Here is a 16,643-nt window from a genome sequence, read left to right as displayed (position 1 = left end):
TAATTTGACCGTAGACGCCACTGCCGCAGGCGGCTAGCATTACAGCTAAGCCCGTCTTACCTATCAAGGATTTGTCATCACTATGACCCGATTGATTCGCCTGCTGCCGCTGGCCAGCCTGATCCTGACCGCCTGTACCCTGAACGCGCCTAAAGGCCCGGGCAAAAGCCCCGATGCGCCGCAGTGGCGCCAGCATCAACAGGACGTGCGCAACCTCACTCAATACCAGACCCGTGGAGCCTTTGCGTTTTTATCCGATGAGCAGAAGGTCTATGCCCGCTTCTTCTGGCAGCAAACCGGCGCCGATCGCTATCGCCTGCTGCTGACCAACCCGCTCGGCAGTACCGAGCTGGAGCTGAACGCCGAACCGGGCGCAGCGGTGCTGATCGATAATAAAGGCCAGCGTTATACCGCTGAGGACGCCGAAGAGATGCTTGGCAAGCTGACCGGGATGCCGATTCCGCTTAACAGCCTGCGCCAGTGGATCCTCGGCCTGCCGGGCGACGCCACCGACTATAAGCTGGATGATCAATATCGCCTGAGCGAAATTCGCTATGCCCAGGACGGTAAAAACTGGACGGTGACCTACGGCGGCTATGACAGTAAAACGACCCCGGCCCTCCCTTCCAGCATGGAGCTGAAAGAAGGCAGCCAGCGCATCAAGCTGAAAATGGACAACTGGATCGTCAAATGATTACCCACTGGCCCTCACCGGCAAAGCTGAACCTGTTTTTGTATATTACCGGTCGCCGCGCCGACGGTTACCATAATCTGCAGACCCTGTTTCAGTTTCTCGATTACGGCGACACCCTTTCTATTACGCCGCGTCAGGACGGCCAGCTGCGTCTGCTGACGCCCATCGAAGGCGTGGCGGATGAGGATAACCTGATTATCCGCGCCGCCCGTAAACTGATGCAGGCCGCGCAGGCAAGCGGTCGCCTGCCCGCCGGCAGCGGTGCCGATATCGGCGTGGAAAAGCGTCTGCCAATGGGAGGCGGTCTTGGCGGCGGGTCATCCAATGCGGCCACCACCCTGGTGGCCCTGAATCAGCTTTGGGGCTGCAATCTTACGGAAGACGAGCTGGCGACTATCGGCCTGACGCTTGGGGCGGATGTGCCGGTGTTTGTTCGCGGGCACGCGGCCTTTGCCGAAGGCGTTGGTGAGATCCTGACCCCGGTTTCCCCGCAGGAAAAATGGTATCTGGTGGTGCATCCCGGGGTCAGTATTCCGACCCCGCTGATATTCCAGGATCCCGACCTGCCCAGAAATACCCCGATCAGGTCAATTGAAACGTTACTAAAATGTGAATTCAGCAATGATTGCGAGGTTATCGCAAGAAAACGTTTTCGCGAGGTTGATGCGGCGCTTTCCTGGCTGTTAGAATACGCGCCGTCACGCCTGACTGGCACAGGAGCCTGTCTTTTTGCTGAATTTGACAGCGAATCCGCTGCTCGTCAGGTGCTGGAGCAAGCCCCGGAATGGCTGCACGGTTTTATTGCGCGAGGTGTAAACCTCTCGCCGCTAAAGCAGGCCACTCTCTGAGTAATCCGGGGAAGCTGAGCTCCGGTGACAACGTCACCTTGTTCCAGACGTTGCATCGCGCTCTTTAATACACCGCCTGGTCAGGATCCCGCCCACCCGCTTGCAATGGCGGTTCCTGTCCACCACTGGACGCATGCCTGAGGTTCTTCTCGTGCCTGATATGAAGCTTTTTGCTGGTAACGCCACACCGGAACTAGCACAACGTATTGCCAACCGCCTGTACACTTCCCTCGGCGACGCCGCCGTAGGTCGCTTTAGCGACGGCGAAGTCAGCGTACAAATTAACGAAAATGTACGCGGTGGTGATATTTTCATCATCCAGTCCACTTGTGCCCCGACCAACGACAACCTGATGGAACTGGTTGTGATGGTTGATGCCCTGCGCCGTGCTTCCGCAGGCCGTATCACTGCGGTAATCCCCTACTTTGGTTACGCCCGTCAGGACCGCCGCGTGCGCTCCGCTCGTGTGCCGATTACCGCCAAAGTGGTTGCCGATTTCCTGTCAAGCGTCGGCGTTGACCGCGTTCTGACCGTTGACCTGCACGCCGAGCAGATCCAGGGCTTCTTCGATGTACCGGTAGACAACGTCTTCGGTAGCCCGATCCTGCTGGAAGATATGCTGCAGCTGAACCTGGACAACCCGATTGTGGTTTCTCCGGATATCGGCGGCGTTGTTCGCGCCCGCGCTATCGCCAAACTGCTCAACGATACCGATATGGCTATCATCGACAAGCGTCGCCCGCGTGCGAACGTTTCTCAGGTGATGCACATTATAGGTGACGTTGCCGGTCGCGACTGCGTACTGGTTGACGATATGATCGATACCGGTGGCACCCTGTGCAAAGCAGCAGAAGCGCTGAAAGAACGCGGCGCGAAGCGTGTCTTCGCCTATGCGACCCACCCGATCTTCTCCGGTAACGCGGTGAACAACCTGCGCAACTCCGTGATCGACGAAGTGGTGGTGTGCGATACCATTCCGTTAACGGATGAAATCAAAGCCCTGCCGAACGTCCGCACCCTGACGCTCTCCGGCATGCTGGCCGAAGCGATTCGTCGTATCAGCAACGAAGAATCCATCTCTGCTATGTTCGAGCATTAATCGAGCCCGGCACGAAAACCCGCTTCGGCGGGTTTTTTTATCGCTGAATATATTTGTATGATTTATGTTTCATCACCTGCCATTGAGATGACAGATGATGCTCTCACGGATGAAACATTATGCTGAAACTAACCGGTCTTTCTGATGTGATGCCTTTCCGCGCCATTATTGACGCCTGCTGGAAAGAGCAATATACCCTTGCCCGTTTTACTCGCGACCTGATTGCAGGGATAACCGTCGGCATTATCGCTATTCCACTGGCGATGGCGCTGGCTATTGGCAGCGGCGTTGCCCCGCAGTACGGCCTCTATACCGCCGCCGTCGCCGGGATTGTGATTGCGCTAAGCGGCGGCTCGCGCTTTAGCGTCTCCGGCCCGACCGCCGCCTTTGTGGTGATCCTCTATCCCGTCTCGCAACAATTCGGCCTCGCGGGGCTGCTGGTGGCGACACTGATGTCCGGCGTTTTCCTGATCCTGTTCGGGCTGGCCCGTTTTGGCCGCTTAATTGAGTATATCCCCCTCTCAGTGACCCTCGGTTTTACCTCGGGGATTGGGATCACTATCGCCACCATGCAGGTGAAGGACTTTTTCGGTCTGGAGCTGGCGCAGGTTCCGGAACACTATCTGGCGAAGGTCTCAGCGCTGACAATGGCGCTGCCGACGCTGAATATCGGCGATGCCGCTATCGGCATTGTGACGCTCGGGACGCTGATCCTCTGGCCCCGCCTTGGCATTCGTCTGCCCGGACATCTGCCCGCCCTGCTGGCCGGTTGTGCCGTCATGGTTGTCGTCAATATTGCCGGAGGCGAGGTCGCCACTATCGGCTCCCGCTTCCAGTATCTGCTGGCCGATGGCACGACAGGTCACGGGATCCCGCAGCTTCTGCCGCAGCTGGTGCTGCCCTGGGACATGCCCGGCTCCAGCTTTACGTTGAGCTGGGACAGTCTGCGCGCCCTGCTGCCCGCCGCTTTTTCTATGGCGATGCTCGGTGCCATTGAATCCCTGCTCTGCGCGGTGGTGCTGGACGGGATGACCGGAACCAAACATAAAGCCAATAGCGAGCTGATCGGCCAGGGAATGGGCAATATCATCGCGCCGTTCTTCGGCGGGATCACCGCCACCGCCGCTATTGCGCGCTCGGCGGCTAACGTCCGCGCCGGTGCCACGTCGCCGGTCGCCGCGATCATTCATGCCCTGCTGGTCATCCTCGCCCTGCTGGTACTTGCTCCGCTGCTCTCCTGGCTGCCGCTTTCGGCCATGGCCGCGCTGCTGCTGATGGTGGCGTGGAATATGAGCGAGGCGCATAAGGTGATCGACCTTCTGCGGCACGGACCGAAAGACGACATTATCGTGATGCTGCTGTGCATGTCCCTGACCGTGCTGTTTGATATGGTGATCGCCATCAGCGTCGGGATTGTACTGGCGTCGCTGCTGTTTATGCGACGTATCGCGCGCATGACGCGTCTGGCACCGGTTAACGTCAGCGTACCGGACGACGTGCTGGTACTGCGGGTGATTGGTCCGCTGTTTTTCGCTGCCGCCGAAGGGCTGTTCAGCGACCTGGCGGTACGCGCCGCCGGTAAGCGGATTGTGGTCCTGAAGTGGGATGCGGTCCCGGTTCTCGATGCCGGTGGCCTTGATGCCTTCCAGCGCTTTGTGAAACAGCTACCGGAAGGCTGTGAACTGCGAGTCAGCAACCTGGAGTTTCAGCCCCTGCGCACCCTGGCACGCGCTAACGTGCAGCCGATTGCGGGCCGTCTCGCCTTCTTCCCCAACAAAGAGGCGGCGTTAGCCGACCTGTGACCGACCGGATGCGATCGCCCGCGCTCGCATCCGCTCTCCAATCCCCTGCTGCAGCCACTGCAGCACCTCGGGCGTCATCCAGGTTCCCTTCAGCAAATGCGGATGTTCCTGCATCGCCTGACGGAATTTAGCGTGAGTCAGCGGATCGGTTCCGGCATAAGATTCAAAAAGCCTCTGCCAGTGTGCAACCAGCGCCTGTCCCTCTTCATCCGCAGGACTGAGTCCGTCCCGGCAGGCCTGATGCAGCTTCGCCACCAGCGGCGGCCACTCCATCAGCCGGTCAAAATAGTGCACGCGGGCAAACGCCATCTCCTGCGGGTTCAGATAGTTGTCCCAGATAGCCATCTTGCTCTCGGCAAACGCCCGGGTGATATAGTTCGTTATCGCTTCAGTGATGCCGGTCTGCTCCCGCATCTGCGCTTCGGCGCTGTGCATCTCATTCAGACGGGTTAAAAACTCCGGTCTGCCTGCCGTATCCTGCTCCAGGCGTTCCATCCAGCGGGTCGCCAGATTCATCGCTCGTATATCATCAGCGGCAACGCGCTGTGCCATCAGCGTATTCACCTCTGTAAGCAGCCCGTTCCATACCTCAGCCAGCGGCTCGCGCTGCAGGGCAAAAGGCAGCTGCTCCAACTCTTCTTTCGTAAACCAGCGATCGTACATATTCATTAACTCCAGAGTCTGCAACCAGGACTCGAGATCCGGCGTATCCCCTGCCGTTAGCCCCTCTTTAAGCTGGCATAGTTGGAAGCGCAAGGTACCGATCGCACGCAGCTGTTTATCCAGCATGGCGATCTGCACATCGAGGATCTCTCCTAACGGCAGGGTCTGCTGCGCCAGCAGGTCCCTGATTGCGGCCAGTTCCATTCCCGCCTTTGCCAGCGCCTGGATCGTATGCAGGCGCTGGACATCCGCGAGATTATATAAGCGGTAACCCGCAGTACTTCTGGCGCTGGGCAGCAGCAGTCCGGTCTGTTCATAATGATGCAGCGTGCGCACGGTGATCCCCGCCCGCTTCGCCAGCTCTCCGACCTGAATTAACATGGCTGCTCCTTTTCCGTTGCCAGTGGCGTCACTCTGGAGCCTTACGTTACGTGAGGGTCAAGCGGGGATGCAAAGGAAAATGCGTGCGGGTACGCAGTAATTTTAATCGCGATGCGTGTTATGGAATGAGCCTCGATAGATGGCGTGCTGAAGGTTGCTCTGTCAGACGGCTTTAGCAAAACTGCTGGCATGAAATCCCAGGGAGGGATGGAGATGCCAAACGGAACGGGTGTAAGTAAAGCCGCAAAAATTGCACTATCCAGTGCGAACACGCTGTTTATGCGGGGTGATCTCGACCTTCATGTTCAAACGCTTAACAAAATCGATCTGGACTGGTGTATTGCACTTCAACGTTTCCAGCCCGATGACCGACGGTTACCGTGGGACCAATGTGGCCGAACATTGTACGATCCCTGCGTTTTTGCGTTCAGTTTTAAAACCACTGAACACAGCCGGTTACCTGCCGCAGCCTGTATCTGTCAGTTCTGTGAGCCAACCGAAGCTGTTCCGGCGTTACTCAACCTGGAAATGCTGCAAAACTTCCGCCTGCAGGATTCCATACTTGACGGGAATACATTCAGATTCACGTTATATGTCGTAGCGATTTTTATGGCCATAACAGAATGTCGCGGGCTGCGTTTAATCGCGCCCGTTAACAATCGCGTAGCGACATATTATATGCGCCAGTACGGTTTTATTGACCTGACAGAGGGTGCCAGAGAGATTCTTTACCACGATGCCGCCGGGCTATATAGCGTGTTATCGGGTACGAGTACGCGTATTGAAGACGATTACTAATTAAGCAATAATGCAAACTCAAATGATCACGCGGGAGGCAATATCATGGGTAACACAACAAGGATGGGTTCTGAGCGCCCGAAATCTTATGCTCTCAGACTGTGCCGTCAGGCAGAAGACGAATCGGCAACGGAAAAGATAATATCATCTGCCGAGATTGACCGACTCACTCCGCCAGGAATGAAAATCACGGCATCTCTGGATGAAATGCTTTCCATGCTGACCGTATCAATGCAGAACATTAAAAGACAAAGCCATCCGGTGTACGAAGCTATCGGCTCAGTACGACTTCAACAGCCGGAATAAAATGCTGTAAACCAATGCCAGCACGGCTGGCATTGGTAAAATACAGCAGTGGTTAACTGTGTTTCTGGTGCCCGCGCTGGCAGCGTTTATCGTAGTGGCGGATCCACCAGTAGCGGTCACAGACCTGCTCACGGCCACCGATACGCGCACCGGCAAGCCAGAGTACGGCACCAACAAAGATACTCATCACCGCGCCGTGGGCAAAATATTCAGGCAGAGCAAACTGCGGAAGCTGATTTAAAATCGAGTAGCCTACACCACCGATCATAACGACTAATCCCAATCCCATCAGCACGTTACCGAGTAACGAAGCGTTTTTGCGTTTCATCTGTCACCTCCGGAACTTATGGGTTGTACGAGACGTATCCCAAATTATGATGTGTAAAGTATAGACAATCGCACTTTTCGCTATTGCGCAGGCGATCACAATTACGCACAACGAGGCAACATAACTTTACATTTAATCCCCTGAATTACATGAAATTAAAATAGTTGATCATGCTAATTATTGGATTTTCAGCCGCTCTGCGCCCTGCACTTTGTCAACCGCGTCACGACAACGTAAACTACGCGCCTGAACTCTCTCCCCCAGGAAAGAAACGTGACCATTAAACTGATTGTCGGCCTCGCCAATCCCGGCGCAGAATACGCCGCGACGCGCCATAACGCCGGTGCCTGGTATGTCGACCTGCTGGCCGAACGCTTTCGCGCACCGCTTCGTGAAGAGCCAAAATTCTTCGGCTATACCGCCCGCATTAATCTTGCCGGTGAAGATGTGCGTCTGCTGGTGCCAACCACCTTTATGAACCTGAGCGGCAAAGCCGTTGCCGCCCTTGCGACTTTCTATCGTATTAATCCCGATGAAATTCTGGTGGCGCACGATGAACTGGATCTGCCGCCCGGCGTCGCGAAATTTAAGCTCGGCGGCGGTCACGGCGGCCATAACGGCCTGAAAGATATCATCAGCAAGCTGGGCAATAACCCCAACTTTCACCGTTTACGCGTGGGAATCGGCCATCCGGGCGATAAAAACAAAGTTGTCGGTTTTGTGCTGGGTAAACCGCCGGTCTCCGAACAGAAGCTAATTGACGATGCCGTAGACGAAGCGGCGCGCTGTACCGAAGTCTGGCTGAAAGACGGCCTTGCCAAAGCGACCAGCCGTCTGCACACCTTTAAGGCGCAGTAACCCACCGGCGGCCGCTTTTTTGCCGCGCCCTGTGACGGTTACGTGTATAATAGGCTTAATGACGAACTTTTCTGCAATCCGTTCAATGTAACGGGTTGATTATCAAGATATTAAGGTGATTTAACTCATGGGATTCAAATGCGGTATCGTCGGTCTGCCTAACGTCGGCAAATCCACCCTGTTCAACGCGCTCACCAAAGCCGGTATCGAAGCGGCCAACTTCCCGTTCTGTACCATCGAGCCGAACACCGGTGTCGTGCCGATGCCGGACCCGCGCCTGGATAAGCTGGCTGAAATCGTTAAGCCTCAGCGCATCCTGCCGACCACCATGGAATTCGTTGATATCGCCGGTCTGGTAAAAGGCGCTTCTAAAGGTGAAGGCCTGGGTAACCAGTTCCTGACCAACATTCGTGAAACCGAAGCGATCGGCCACGTGGTGCGCTGCTTTGAGAACGACAATATCATCCACGTAAATAACAAAGTGGACCCGGCTGACGATATCGACGTCATCAATACCGAACTGGCGCTGTCTGACCTCGACACCTGTGAACGCGCCCTGCACCGCGTGCAGAAAAAAGCCAAAGGTGGTGACAAAGACGCCAAAGCTGAACAAGCTGCGCTGGAAAAATGTCTGCCACAGCTGGAAAACGCGGGCATGCTGCGTGCGCTGAAAAACCTGACAGAAGAAGACAAAGCGGCGATCAAATACCTCAGCTTCCTGACGCTGAAACCAACCATGTATATCGCTAACGTGAACGAAGACGGTTTTGAAAATAACCCGTACCTCGATAAAGTGCGCGAAATCGCTGCCGCTGAAGGCTCAGTTGTGGTTGCCGTCTGCGCCGCGGTTGAATCCGATATCGCCGAACTGGACGATGCCGACCGTGAAGAGTTTATGGCCGAGCTGGGTATCGAAGAGCCGGGCCTGAACCGCGTGATCCGCGCCGGTTACGAGCTGCTGAACCTGCAGACCTACTTCACCGCCGGTGTAAAAGAAGTTCGCGCCTGGACCATCCCTGTTGGCGCGACCGCCCCGCAGGCGGCCGGTAAAATCCATACCGACTTCGAAAAAGGCTTTATCCGCGCCCAGACCATCAGCTACGAAGACTTTGTCACCTTTAAAGGTGAACAGGGTGCCAAAGAAGCCGGTAAGATGCGTGCAGAAGGGAAAGACTATATCGTTAAAGATGGCGATGTGATGAACTTCTTGTTTAACGTCTAATAGTATCCATAGCCGACTGATTGCGAAATGACTAATTAGAACCTTAAAACTCAACTAACCCTATGAGTTTTAAGGTTTTTTCATTATCGACTGGAATATAGTTCTGAAATAGCTTCAGACAAAGAAATAAACATAATAAAAAGTGCTCAATGGAAGTCTTATTTCGACTCATATTCAACCCAACATAGGATAGCAAGAAAAGAAGAATATCATTGCACCAAAATAAAAATTGTTTTTTGTGAATTGACTCTTTATTAACGAGGGGCATTTTTGTCTATTGTTTCATCAAATTGTGCTTGGATTTGTGGAATCCAAATTTTAAAGACAAAGTTCTCCCAGTAGTCTCTCGATGAACCTTGCTTGCGAAAGGCGCTCTCTAGTCGCTTGAATATATTTTCTTCTGAAAAGTACTCATACCGAGGGAAATTTGCGAAATCAGCTACAGACTCATCCCAGTAGTGAGCCGCCAAATCCATTGAAAAACAACGTTCAACCTCACCCATATCTGATTTTTTGCTAACCACGGAATAACACTCATCAACAATCCCCTGCATTCCGAGTAAACCATCTTTATTATAAACAATGAATGCTTCAGTCACCCCTCTATATATATTATAGTCAATTCTTTCAGTTACTTCTGAAACACTATGGTTCACATCAGCATTTGAATTATTAATTGTGACTGGTCCATAAACACTCCCTATCTGAGTGTTATTATCTCCAGTAACCCCAGAAAAACTGACGGAAGGTTCTCGACTATCCTCTGCTGAAGGAGAAAAAAAGGTCACAACGGCTACTACACAGCTTATGATTGTAGCAATACCAACCCAAGTATTCCTTATGGTTTTTGCTGACTTTTTCAAAACCCCTCCTGAGGGCACGGATGCGGAATATATTTTTCCAGTTATAATATATAGAACGGTGACTTCAAGTAAATCAAGTGGTTATTATAGCCTCACAACGTGAGGCCATCAAGGTGATTGACATTAATTAAAACTCAGATCTTTTTTACACAAAAAATCAAAATGCATGATATAAAATTGCAAAAAAAATGTAATCATTTAACTCGCTACAAAGTTCAGCAAACTTAATGTGTAGATCTTACCCTCTATCCTTCACTGCCGCACCCTTCTGCAAATTCCCCCCACCCACCCCACCCACAAAAGGCAGCCTTAACCGCAGCGGCGCAAAGCCCACCCCCAGATTCAGCCCCAGAAGGTTAATCTCGAAACCTTCTTCCGCCCCAACCGTGACGCCAGCCACGCCAAGCACGGAGACCTGTACCCCTCGTCCGGAAGGCGGCAGCCCAATCGGATTACGCAGGGAGCGATAATCTTTCCCCACCGCATTGGCAGGCATATCGAGCTTAAGCGCAGGCACTTCGCGGCCAATATGGGCGATAAAGGTATTGCTGTTGGGACCCGGCCAGGCGTGGTAGGTGTCCGGCCACGGATAGGAGCCGATAGCGGCCTGAATTTGCGGGATCATCGCTTCGGCCTCTTTTCCCCGATGCTCCACCAGCAGACGAGGCTTTGCGCCGTACCAGTAGCCGTCCGGCTCATTGCTGTTTCGACGGACCTTATCTCCGCTGCCCCAGCTAATCACTTCATAGCGGGTATAGCGCTTTTCACCGGCACGTTTAAAAATAATCCACGGATGCACAGCCACCACGCCTTTCCAGCCCCAGGTCGGTGCGGCGTAGACCTGCACAATCGCCAGATCGGCGTTTTTACGGGGATCGGGTGCGATTCTGGCAGAATCACGCCGCGCGGCCCACCAGCCCTCCTGCTCGCGCGAATCGCGCTGATACATGGCGAGGGCAAAACTGGCAACAAAAGCGAGAAGAACAAAACCAAAAAAAGTCAGACAAAAGGTTTTTAACGAGATCATGACAGCCTGCAGTTAGGGTGGAGTGTTCAGACGACGCGCTATTGTACTGCCGTTTTTCTGTGCAGCAATATATCACCAGTGCCGCTATGCCAATTGCTTACAAATTTGTCAGCCAGCGGCAAGACTTCTGTCAGGCACAAACCTTTATAATGCCCGCCTGAACCAGGACAGAAAGCGAGCAAAGAGATGAAACTTCTGTTAATCGAAGATGAAGAAAAAATCTCTTCCTACATTAACACCGCCCTCAGAGAACAGGGTTACAACGTCGATATTTCCGCAGACGGACGCGAAGGGCTGTTCCTGGCAACGGAACTCGATTACGACGCCATTATCCTTGATATAATGCTGCCCACGATGGATGGCTATTCTGTTATTGCCCATCTCCGGAAAAGTAAGCAGACGCCGGTATTAATGCTCTCGGCACGCGGTTCCCTGGACGAACGCGTTAAGGGCCTGCGGCTGGGTGCAGATGATTACCTTACCAAACCCTTTTCACTGATCGAGCTGGTTGCCAGAATCCAGGCCCTGCTCCGCCGTCGTCCGACCGATGGCGCGGATATTTCACAGATCCAGATCCATAACCTGCAGCTCGATTTGCTGGCCCGCAAAGTGCATCGCAACGGTGTCCGAATCGACCTGACGCAAAAGGAGTTTGCTTTGCTGAGCCTTCTGGCAAGGCATCAGGGAGAAGTCCTGTCCAAAATGATGATCGCCGAGCAGGTCTGGGATATGAATTTTGAAAGCGATGCCAATATTGTCGAAGTGGCGATAAAGCGTTTACGCACAAAAATGGATACTCCGTTTACGGAGAAGCTGCTGCACACGGTCAGAGGCATGGGATACGTTCTGGAATCTCGCGAAGAAGATGGCGAAAATGCCCATTAAATTGTTCAAAAAATCGATATCCCACAAGCTGGCATTGACCTTTGCGATTGTCACGTTCTGCATCGCGCTGGCCTACGCCCTGTGCCTGAGGGTCACTTTGCGTGAGTCACTGCATAAGCAAATGTATAACGAACTCCAGTTCCGCTACTCGCTTATGGAGCCGTTAATTAATGCGGAGCATAGCGAGGCGGGCTGGCAGAAGCTGAAAGTCAAACTGCTGAATCTGGCGAACTCGGAAGGCGGACGCGTCAGATACTGGGTTCTGAGCGATAATCCGGCGTATCAGATTGGCGGCGTTCCCCCCAGCGAGCTCAATCTCGCGGCCCTGGAGGATGGCTTTAGCCGCATCGACAGGGATCATCGGGGCGAGTGTCCGCTGTTTATCCTGACCAAAACCATTCAGTACAAAGATAGCCAGACGCCGCTGCATTTTATCGTTGCTATCGATTCCACACCTTATATGGGTACCCTGAATGAGTTCACGCGGATACTGGTCTTTATTACCACCTTTGGCATTCTGTTCGTCACGTTTCTGGGCTTTATTATTTCCCGCAAAGGGATGCAGCCGCTTGAGCAATTAAGCCAGCAGGCGCATAAACTGGCGCCCGGCGTCGACGGTCAGCGATTAAATTCATCCGCGTTACCTCAGGAATTACGTGGCCTGGCCGAAGCCTTTAATGGCGTGCTGGCCCGTCAGGAAAAAGCCTGGACTCAGCTTGAAAGCTTCAATGCCGATGTCGCCCATGAACTGAGAACCCCGTTAGCCAGTATCACCGGACAAACGCAGCTTGCCCTCTCACGTAAAAGGACAAACGCCGAGCTGGAAGAGTGTCTCGCCTCCAATCTGGAGGAAGTGGACCGTATGGCATCAATCGTCAACGATATGCTGTTCTTGTCACACGCCCACACGGGCAAGCACGCCCCGAATTTAACCGAAGTCTCGCTGCGCGACGAAGCGCTCAAAACCGCTGACTATACCGAACCCTCTTTCACCGACCGTAATCTGAGGCTGACCATCGACGGAGATGTCACTGCCTGCGTGGATAAAAGACTCTTTACCCGCTCTCTGGCTAACCTGTTAGAAAACAGCGCCCGATATGCTTATGAAGACAGTCAGGTGGTTGTCACCCTGGCCAGCAATGAAGAGCAGGCAAGGGTTGAAGTGCGAAATTACGGCGATCCGATTGAGCAGCACCATCTGGAGCGGCTCTTTGAGCGCTTTTATCGCGTTGATAACTCACGAACGCAAAGTGTTACCAATCATGGCCTCGGGCTATCAATTGTTAAAGCGGTTGCCCATATGCACGGAGGTGAAACCTTTGTCACCAGCCTCAACGGCGTGAATACCTTTGGCTTTACGCTCATGCTGAGAAAATAAACCTCACGCATTCATATCCAGCCTCCTGACAGGAAAGACAGAATATCGTAACCTTTCCGTCAGCATCTCAATTATATAATAGCCGCGCAAACCTGCATACTTTCATCCAACCGAATAGATAAGGATCAGATTATGGATACGCGGACTATCATGATTATTGCACGTATATTAATCACACCACTTTTTTTATACAGCGGCACAGGAAAATTATTTAATTTTACCGACAATGTACTAAAGACACCTTTTGGTGATAGCTTAATCGGCCGCCTGATGATTATTGCCGCTATTATTATCGAAATCGGTGGCAGCATTGCTTTTATTAGCGGCTATAAAATTAAAGAGACCTCTCTTCTGTGGATCCTCTATGTGTTCCTGACCAGCGTCATGTTTCACCAGTTTTGGGCGGCCAGCGGCGCACAGCAGGTTTCGCAGATCGTGCAGTTTACCAAGAACATGAGCATCTGCGCGGGGCTGTTGAGTTTCTATCTCTACAGTCGGGATAACCTTAAAGACGCTAAGTAATGAAAAAGGGCACCATTAAGGTGCCCTTTTTTAATTGGCCAGTTATTATTTAAACAGAATGGCATTGCCGTAGAAATATTCACCGCCACGCGCAGAGACAATTTTATAGTAGCTGGCATTTTGCTGTTCCGCTTTTTCTTTAATTTGCGACTCGAGATCGGATAGCGTACCGGCATTCGATACGGAAATCATTCCCATCCTTACCAGTCCGGCCTCACTTTTAACCGGTTCAGCGGCCATCGCGCTGAAAGCAATGGCACAAGAAATAGACAGTCCGACAACAACGTTAGCGATCTTTTTCATACTTATTCTCCACGTAATTTAATTTATTGTTCAATATGTCCTCTACGGGATGAATAATACCCTGCCAACCCTGACCAGAAACTGACACATTAATAACAACTTTGTCAGGCACAGTTTTTTACATTACCCGACAGTTCATGAATATTGAGGTGGCAAAAAACCGCTTCAGTGACCTCCCGTTTAAGCTCCAAATGATAAATAATTGTTATGATTTCGTTAGGTCGATATGAAACAATATCGCCTAAGGTAAGCTACAACCGTTTCACCCCCGCACAGCAGGAGTTCCAATGCATAACAAACGACGTTCAGTTCCCGGGATCAGACACTATGACGGTCCCGCTGGCGGATGGGGAGCCTTAAAAGCCACGGCGATTGCCGTGCGTACGCAGATGGATACGTTCGAAGCGCCGGCAACGCTGCTGCGCACCAACCAGCCGGATGGTTTTGACTGTCCGGGCTGCGCATGGCCGGATAAAGAGCATAAGTCCACATTTCAGTTCTGCGAGAACGGCGCCAAAGCGGTGACCTGGGAAGCGACCAATAAGCGAGTGACGCCGACGTTTTTTTCGGAGAATACCGTGACGTCGCTGCTGGCAAAAAGCGATTTCGAGCTGGAGGGCTACGGACGCCTTACCCATCCCCTCCAGTATCATCCGCAGAGCGATACCTTTCGCCCAATCGCGTGGGAGCAGGCGTTTGCCCGTATAGGCGAGGTGCTGCGCACGCTACCTGCCGATGCGGTGGAGTTCTATACCTCCGGTCGCGCCTCCAATGAAGCAGCATATCTGTTCCAGCTGTTTGCCCGCGAGTTGGGCACCAATAACTTCCCCGACTGTTCCAATATGTGCCACGAAGCCACCAGCGTGGGGCTGCCGCGCTCAATTGGTATCGGGAAAGGCACCGTCTCGCTGGAGGATTTCGATAATACGGAGCTGGTGATTTCGATCGGTCATAACCCGGGAACCAACCACCCGCGCATGATGGGGACGCTGCACGAGCTGGCCCGTCGCGGGGTGCCGATTATTGTTCTGAACCCGATGCGCGAAAGAGCCCTGGAACGCTTTGCCGATCCGCAAAGCGTGGTTGAGATGGCGACCTACGGTTCGACGGATATCGCCTCAACCTATTTTCAGGTCAAGGCGGGCGGAGACGCCGCCGCGCTGAAAGGGATCGCCAAACATTTGCTGCAGTTTGAAACCGCGCGCGGCGACGTGCTGGATCGGGAGTTTATTGCCGCCCATACCCAGGGTTTTGACGCCTTTGCCGCAGATATTCACGCGACCGAATGGGACGCTATCGAGCGCGAATCGGGTTTATCCAGGCACGACCTGGAGCAGGTAGCACGGGCCTACGCCAAATCCAACGCCACTATTATTACCTACGGGATGGGGATCACTCAGCATAATAAGGGCACCTCAAACGTGCGCCTGATTGCCGACCTGCTGCTAATGCGCGGCAATATTGGCAAGTCCGGGGCGGGGATTTGCCCTCTGCGCGGGCATTCTAACGTGCAGGGCAACCGCACCGTCGGCATTACCGAGAAACCTTCCGCTGCGTTCTTGTCCCGGCTTGAAGAGGTGTTCGGCTTTGTCCCGCCGTCAAAACACGGGCACGACGCGGTCCAGACTACCCAGGCCATGATTAACGGCCAGTCGAAAGCCCTGCTCTGCCTCGGCGGCAACTTCGCGGTCGCCATGCCGGAGCACGAGCGCGTTTTCCAGGCGATGCGCAGTCTGGATCTCTGCGTTCATGTCGGTACCAAGCTGAACCGTACCCATCTGCTGACCGGCAAAGAGACCTTTATTTTCCCCTGTCTGGGCCGGACCGAACTGGATATGCAGCAGAGCGGTAAGCAGTCGATCACCGTGGAAGACTCCATGTCGATGGTCCACGCCTCCGCCGGTAAGCTGAAACCCGCCTCCCGCGAGCTGCTTTCAGAGCCGGCAATTGTGGCCGGGATGGCAAAAGCGACGCTGACAAACAGCAAAGTCAACTGGCTGGAGCTGGTTACGGATTACGATTTAATCCGCGATCTGATCGAAAAAACCCTTCCCGGCTTTGAGAACTACAACGAGCGTATCAGAACGCCGGGCGGTTTTCGGATGCCGCTGCCGCCGACGGAGCGTATCTGGCCGACGCCGACGGGTAAGGCCATGTTCTCCCTGTTTGAGGGCGTCGATGAGAACGCCAAAGGCGTGGGTGACGAGACCCTGAGGCTGGTCACCTTACGCAGTCATGACCAGTACAACACCACCATTTATGCCATGGACGACCGCTATCGCGGCGTCTTTGGTCGCCGCGATATTCTGTTTATGAACGAGGGCGATATGGCGCAGCTGGGTCTGGAGCACGGGGATCGCGTGGATATCACCACCGCCCTGCCGGGCAGCACGCTGCGTCTGGACGATATTACGGTGGTGGCCTACAGCATCGCCTCTGGCACCGTCGGGGCCTACTATCCAGAGGCTAACGTGCTGGTACCGCTGGATTATCTGGATAAAGAGAGCGGCACGCCCTCCTATAAATCCGTGCCCATCAATATCACCCTGCGCTCAAAAGAGATCCGGGCGCTGTAACCCTCGCGCCGACGCCTGGCGTCGGCGCACTGCACTTTTTTGTCTGCCGATTCACCACCACAGCAACATAATCCTGTCACAGCACAAGCT

The 16,643-nt window shown here is 53.6% G+C and carries 17 protein-coding genes; 12 read left to right on the top strand and 5 right to left on the bottom strand.

The genetic code is table 11. The features are described 5' to 3' along the window. Positions 1 to 82 precede the first annotated feature (82 nt). The 4 genes from lolB (at position 83) to dauA (ending at position 4,443) form a co-directional block, all read left to right on the top strand. Entirely contained in the window at positions 83 to 694 is a 612-nt protein-coding gene (gene lolB, locus EDF81_RS01575; RefSeq protein WP_123345616.1) for a lipoprotein insertase outer membrane protein LolB, read from the top strand. After that, positions 694 to 1,542: a 4-(cytidine 5'-diphospho)-2-C-methyl-D-erythritol kinase gene (gene ispE / locus EDF81_RS01570; RefSeq protein ID WP_184999479.1), complete on the top strand. Its 849-nt coding sequence runs from the start codon at positions 694 to 696 to the stop codon at positions 1,540 to 1,542. Before lolB ends, ispE begins: the two co-directional genes overlap by 1 nt. A 151-nt stretch (positions 1,543 to 1,693) precedes the next feature. After that, complete coding sequence (gene prs / locus EDF81_RS01565; RefSeq protein WP_058648973.1) at positions 1,694 to 2,641, top strand: ribose-phosphate diphosphokinase; 948 nt, start codon at positions 1,694 to 1,696, stop codon at positions 2,639 to 2,641. Between the two features lie 119 nt (positions 2,642 to 2,760). Continuing rightward, on the top strand, positions 2,761 to 4,443 hold the full coding sequence (gene dauA / locus EDF81_RS01560) for a C4-dicarboxylic acid transporter DauA (protein WP_260232638.1): 1,683 nt from the start codon (positions 2,761 to 2,763) through the stop codon (positions 4,441 to 4,443). Here dauA and EDF81_RS01555 read toward each other — a convergent pair. Beyond that, positions 4,429 to 5,487 (bottom strand): MerR family transcriptional regulator, encoded by a 1,059-nt coding sequence (locus tag EDF81_RS01555; protein WP_123345612.1) that lies wholly within the window; start codon positions 5,485 to 5,487, stop codon positions 4,429 to 4,431. The genes dauA and EDF81_RS01555 overlap by 15 nt on opposite strands. A gap of 144 nt (positions 5,488 to 5,631) precedes the next feature. On the opposite strand from EDF81_RS01555, the gene EDF81_RS01550 reads away from it, so the two are divergent. Beyond that, the gene (locus tag EDF81_RS01550) at positions 5,632 to 6,285 is read left to right on the top strand and encodes a hypothetical protein (protein WP_123345610.1); all 654 of its coding nucleotides are present in this window, start codon (positions 5,632 to 5,634) and stop codon (positions 6,283 to 6,285) included. A gap of 45 nt (positions 6,286 to 6,330) precedes the next feature. Beyond that, positions 6,331 to 6,591, top strand: coding sequence for a hypothetical protein (locus EDF81_RS23860; RefSeq protein ID WP_148049895.1), 261 nt, complete (start codon positions 6,331 to 6,333; stop codon positions 6,589 to 6,591). Positions 6,592 to 6,643: 52 nt separating this feature from the next. Here the strand turns inward: EDF81_RS23860 and ychH are convergent, their stop codons facing one another. Then, positions 6,644 to 6,919, bottom strand: coding sequence for a stress-induced protein YchH (ychH, locus tag EDF81_RS01545; protein ID WP_123345608.1), 276 nt, complete (start codon positions 6,917 to 6,919; stop codon positions 6,644 to 6,646). A 273-nt stretch (positions 6,920 to 7,192) separates the two neighbouring features. Between ychH and pth the strand changes: the two genes are divergently transcribed. Both pth and ychF read left to right on the top strand, forming a co-directional pair. Beyond that, positions 7,193 to 7,777, top strand: coding sequence for an aminoacyl-tRNA hydrolase (pth, locus tag EDF81_RS01540; protein ID WP_123345606.1), 585 nt, complete (start codon positions 7,193 to 7,195; stop codon positions 7,775 to 7,777). 127 nt (positions 7,778 to 7,904) lie between these two features. Beyond that, positions 7,905 to 8,999 (top strand): redox-regulated ATPase YchF, encoded by a 1,095-nt coding sequence (gene ychF, locus EDF81_RS01535; protein WP_123345604.1) that lies wholly within the window; start codon positions 7,905 to 7,907, stop codon positions 8,997 to 8,999. 254 nt (positions 9,000 to 9,253) lie between these two features. Here the strand turns inward: ychF and EDF81_RS23855 are convergent, their stop codons facing one another. Next, a complete protein-coding gene (locus EDF81_RS23855; protein ID WP_148049894.1) occupies positions 9,254 to 9,862 on the bottom strand; it encodes a hypothetical protein in 609 nt (202 codons plus the stop codon). Between the two features lie 238 nt (positions 9,863 to 10,100). Next, positions 10,101 to 10,889, bottom strand: coding sequence for a DUF3750 domain-containing protein (locus EDF81_RS01525; RefSeq protein WP_123345601.1), 789 nt, complete (start codon positions 10,887 to 10,889; stop codon positions 10,101 to 10,103). 186 nt (positions 10,890 to 11,075) lie between these two features. Here EDF81_RS01525 and EDF81_RS01520 point away from each other — a divergent pair, with 186 nt between their 5' ends. The 3 genes from EDF81_RS01520 to EDF81_RS01510 all read left to right on the top strand — a co-directional run bounded on the left by EDF81_RS01520 (position 11,076) and on the right by EDF81_RS01510 (position 13,674). Continuing rightward, on the top strand, positions 11,076 to 11,774 hold the full coding sequence (locus EDF81_RS01520) for a heavy metal response regulator transcription factor (protein ID WP_123345599.1): 699 nt from the start codon (positions 11,076 to 11,078) through the stop codon (positions 11,772 to 11,774). Beyond that, positions 11,764 to 13,152 carry a heavy metal sensor histidine kinase gene (locus EDF81_RS01515; RefSeq protein ID WP_260232637.1) on the top strand — a complete coding sequence of 463 codons (1,389 nt, stop codon included), beginning with the start codon at positions 11,764 to 11,766 and terminating at the stop codon, positions 13,150 to 13,152. Before EDF81_RS01520 ends, EDF81_RS01515 begins: the two co-directional genes overlap by 11 nt. 132 nt (positions 13,153 to 13,284) lie before the next feature. Then, on the top strand, positions 13,285 to 13,674 hold the full coding sequence (locus EDF81_RS01510) for a DoxX family membrane protein (RefSeq protein WP_123345597.1): 390 nt from the start codon (positions 13,285 to 13,287) through the stop codon (positions 13,672 to 13,674). A gap of 45 nt (positions 13,675 to 13,719) precedes the next feature. On the opposite strand, the gene EDF81_RS01505 is transcribed toward EDF81_RS01510, so the two are convergent. Continuing rightward, on the bottom strand, positions 13,720 to 13,977 hold the full coding sequence (locus EDF81_RS01505) for a DUF1471 domain-containing protein (RefSeq protein ID WP_123345596.1): 258 nt from the start codon (positions 13,975 to 13,977) through the stop codon (positions 13,720 to 13,722). A 287-nt stretch (positions 13,978 to 14,264) separates the two neighbouring features. Here EDF81_RS01505 and EDF81_RS01500 point away from each other — a divergent pair, with 287 nt between their 5' ends. After that, on the top strand, positions 14,265 to 16,553 hold the full coding sequence (locus EDF81_RS01500) for an FdhF/YdeP family oxidoreductase (protein WP_123345594.1): 2,289 nt from the start codon (positions 14,265 to 14,267) through the stop codon (positions 16,551 to 16,553). Positions 16,554 to 16,643 lie beyond the last annotated feature (90 nt).

It is taken from the genome of Enterobacter sp. BIGb0383 (genome assembly GCF_003751845.1).
Taxonomy (GTDB): Bacteria; Pseudomonadota; Gammaproteobacteria; order Enterobacterales; family Enterobacteriaceae; genus BIGb0383.
The sequence above is the reverse complement of the archived record's forward strand: the minus strand, read 5'-3'. Positions and strand labels throughout refer to the sequence as shown.

What these genes read in the sequence shown, in the direction of transcription:
- lolB (WP_123345616.1), top strand. Translation starts at nt 83, where the DNA reads ATGACCCGATTGATTCGCCTGCTGCCGCTGGCCAGCCTGATCCTGACC.
- dauA (WP_260232638.1), top strand. Translation starts at nt 2,761, where the DNA reads ATGCTGAAACTAACCGGTCTTTCTGATGTGATGCCTTTCCGCGCCATT.
- EDF81_RS01555 (WP_123345612.1), bottom strand. Translation starts at nt 5,487, where the DNA reads ATGTTAATTCAGGTCGGAGAGCTGGCGAAGCGGGCGGGGATCACCGTG.
- EDF81_RS23860 (WP_148049895.1), top strand. Translation starts at nt 6,331, where the DNA reads ATGGGTAACACAACAAGGATGGGTTCTGAGCGCCCGAAATCTTATGCT.
- ychH (WP_123345608.1), bottom strand. Translation starts at nt 6,919, where the DNA reads ATGAAACGCAAAAACGCTTCGTTACTCGGTAACGTGCTGATGGGATTG.
- ychF (WP_123345604.1), top strand. Translation starts at nt 7,905, where the DNA reads ATGGGATTCAAATGCGGTATCGTCGGTCTGCCTAACGTCGGCAAATCC.
- EDF81_RS01525 (WP_123345601.1), bottom strand. Translation starts at nt 10,889, where the DNA reads ATGATCTCGTTAAAAACCTTTTGTCTGACTTTTTTTGGTTTTGTTCTT.
- EDF81_RS01520 (WP_123345599.1), top strand. Translation starts at nt 11,076, where the DNA reads ATGAAACTTCTGTTAATCGAAGATGAAGAAAAAATCTCTTCCTACATT.
- EDF81_RS01515 (WP_260232637.1), top strand. Translation starts at nt 11,764, where the DNA reads ATGCCCATTAAATTGTTCAAAAAATCGATATCCCACAAGCTGGCATTG.
- EDF81_RS01510 (WP_123345597.1), top strand. Translation starts at nt 13,285, where the DNA reads ATGGATACGCGGACTATCATGATTATTGCACGTATATTAATCACACCA.
- EDF81_RS01505 (WP_123345596.1), bottom strand. Translation starts at nt 13,977, where the DNA reads ATGAAAAAGATCGCTAACGTTGTTGTCGGACTGTCTATTTCTTGTGCC.
- EDF81_RS01500 (WP_123345594.1), top strand. Translation starts at nt 14,265, where the DNA reads ATGCATAACAAACGACGTTCAGTTCCCGGGATCAGACACTATGACGGT.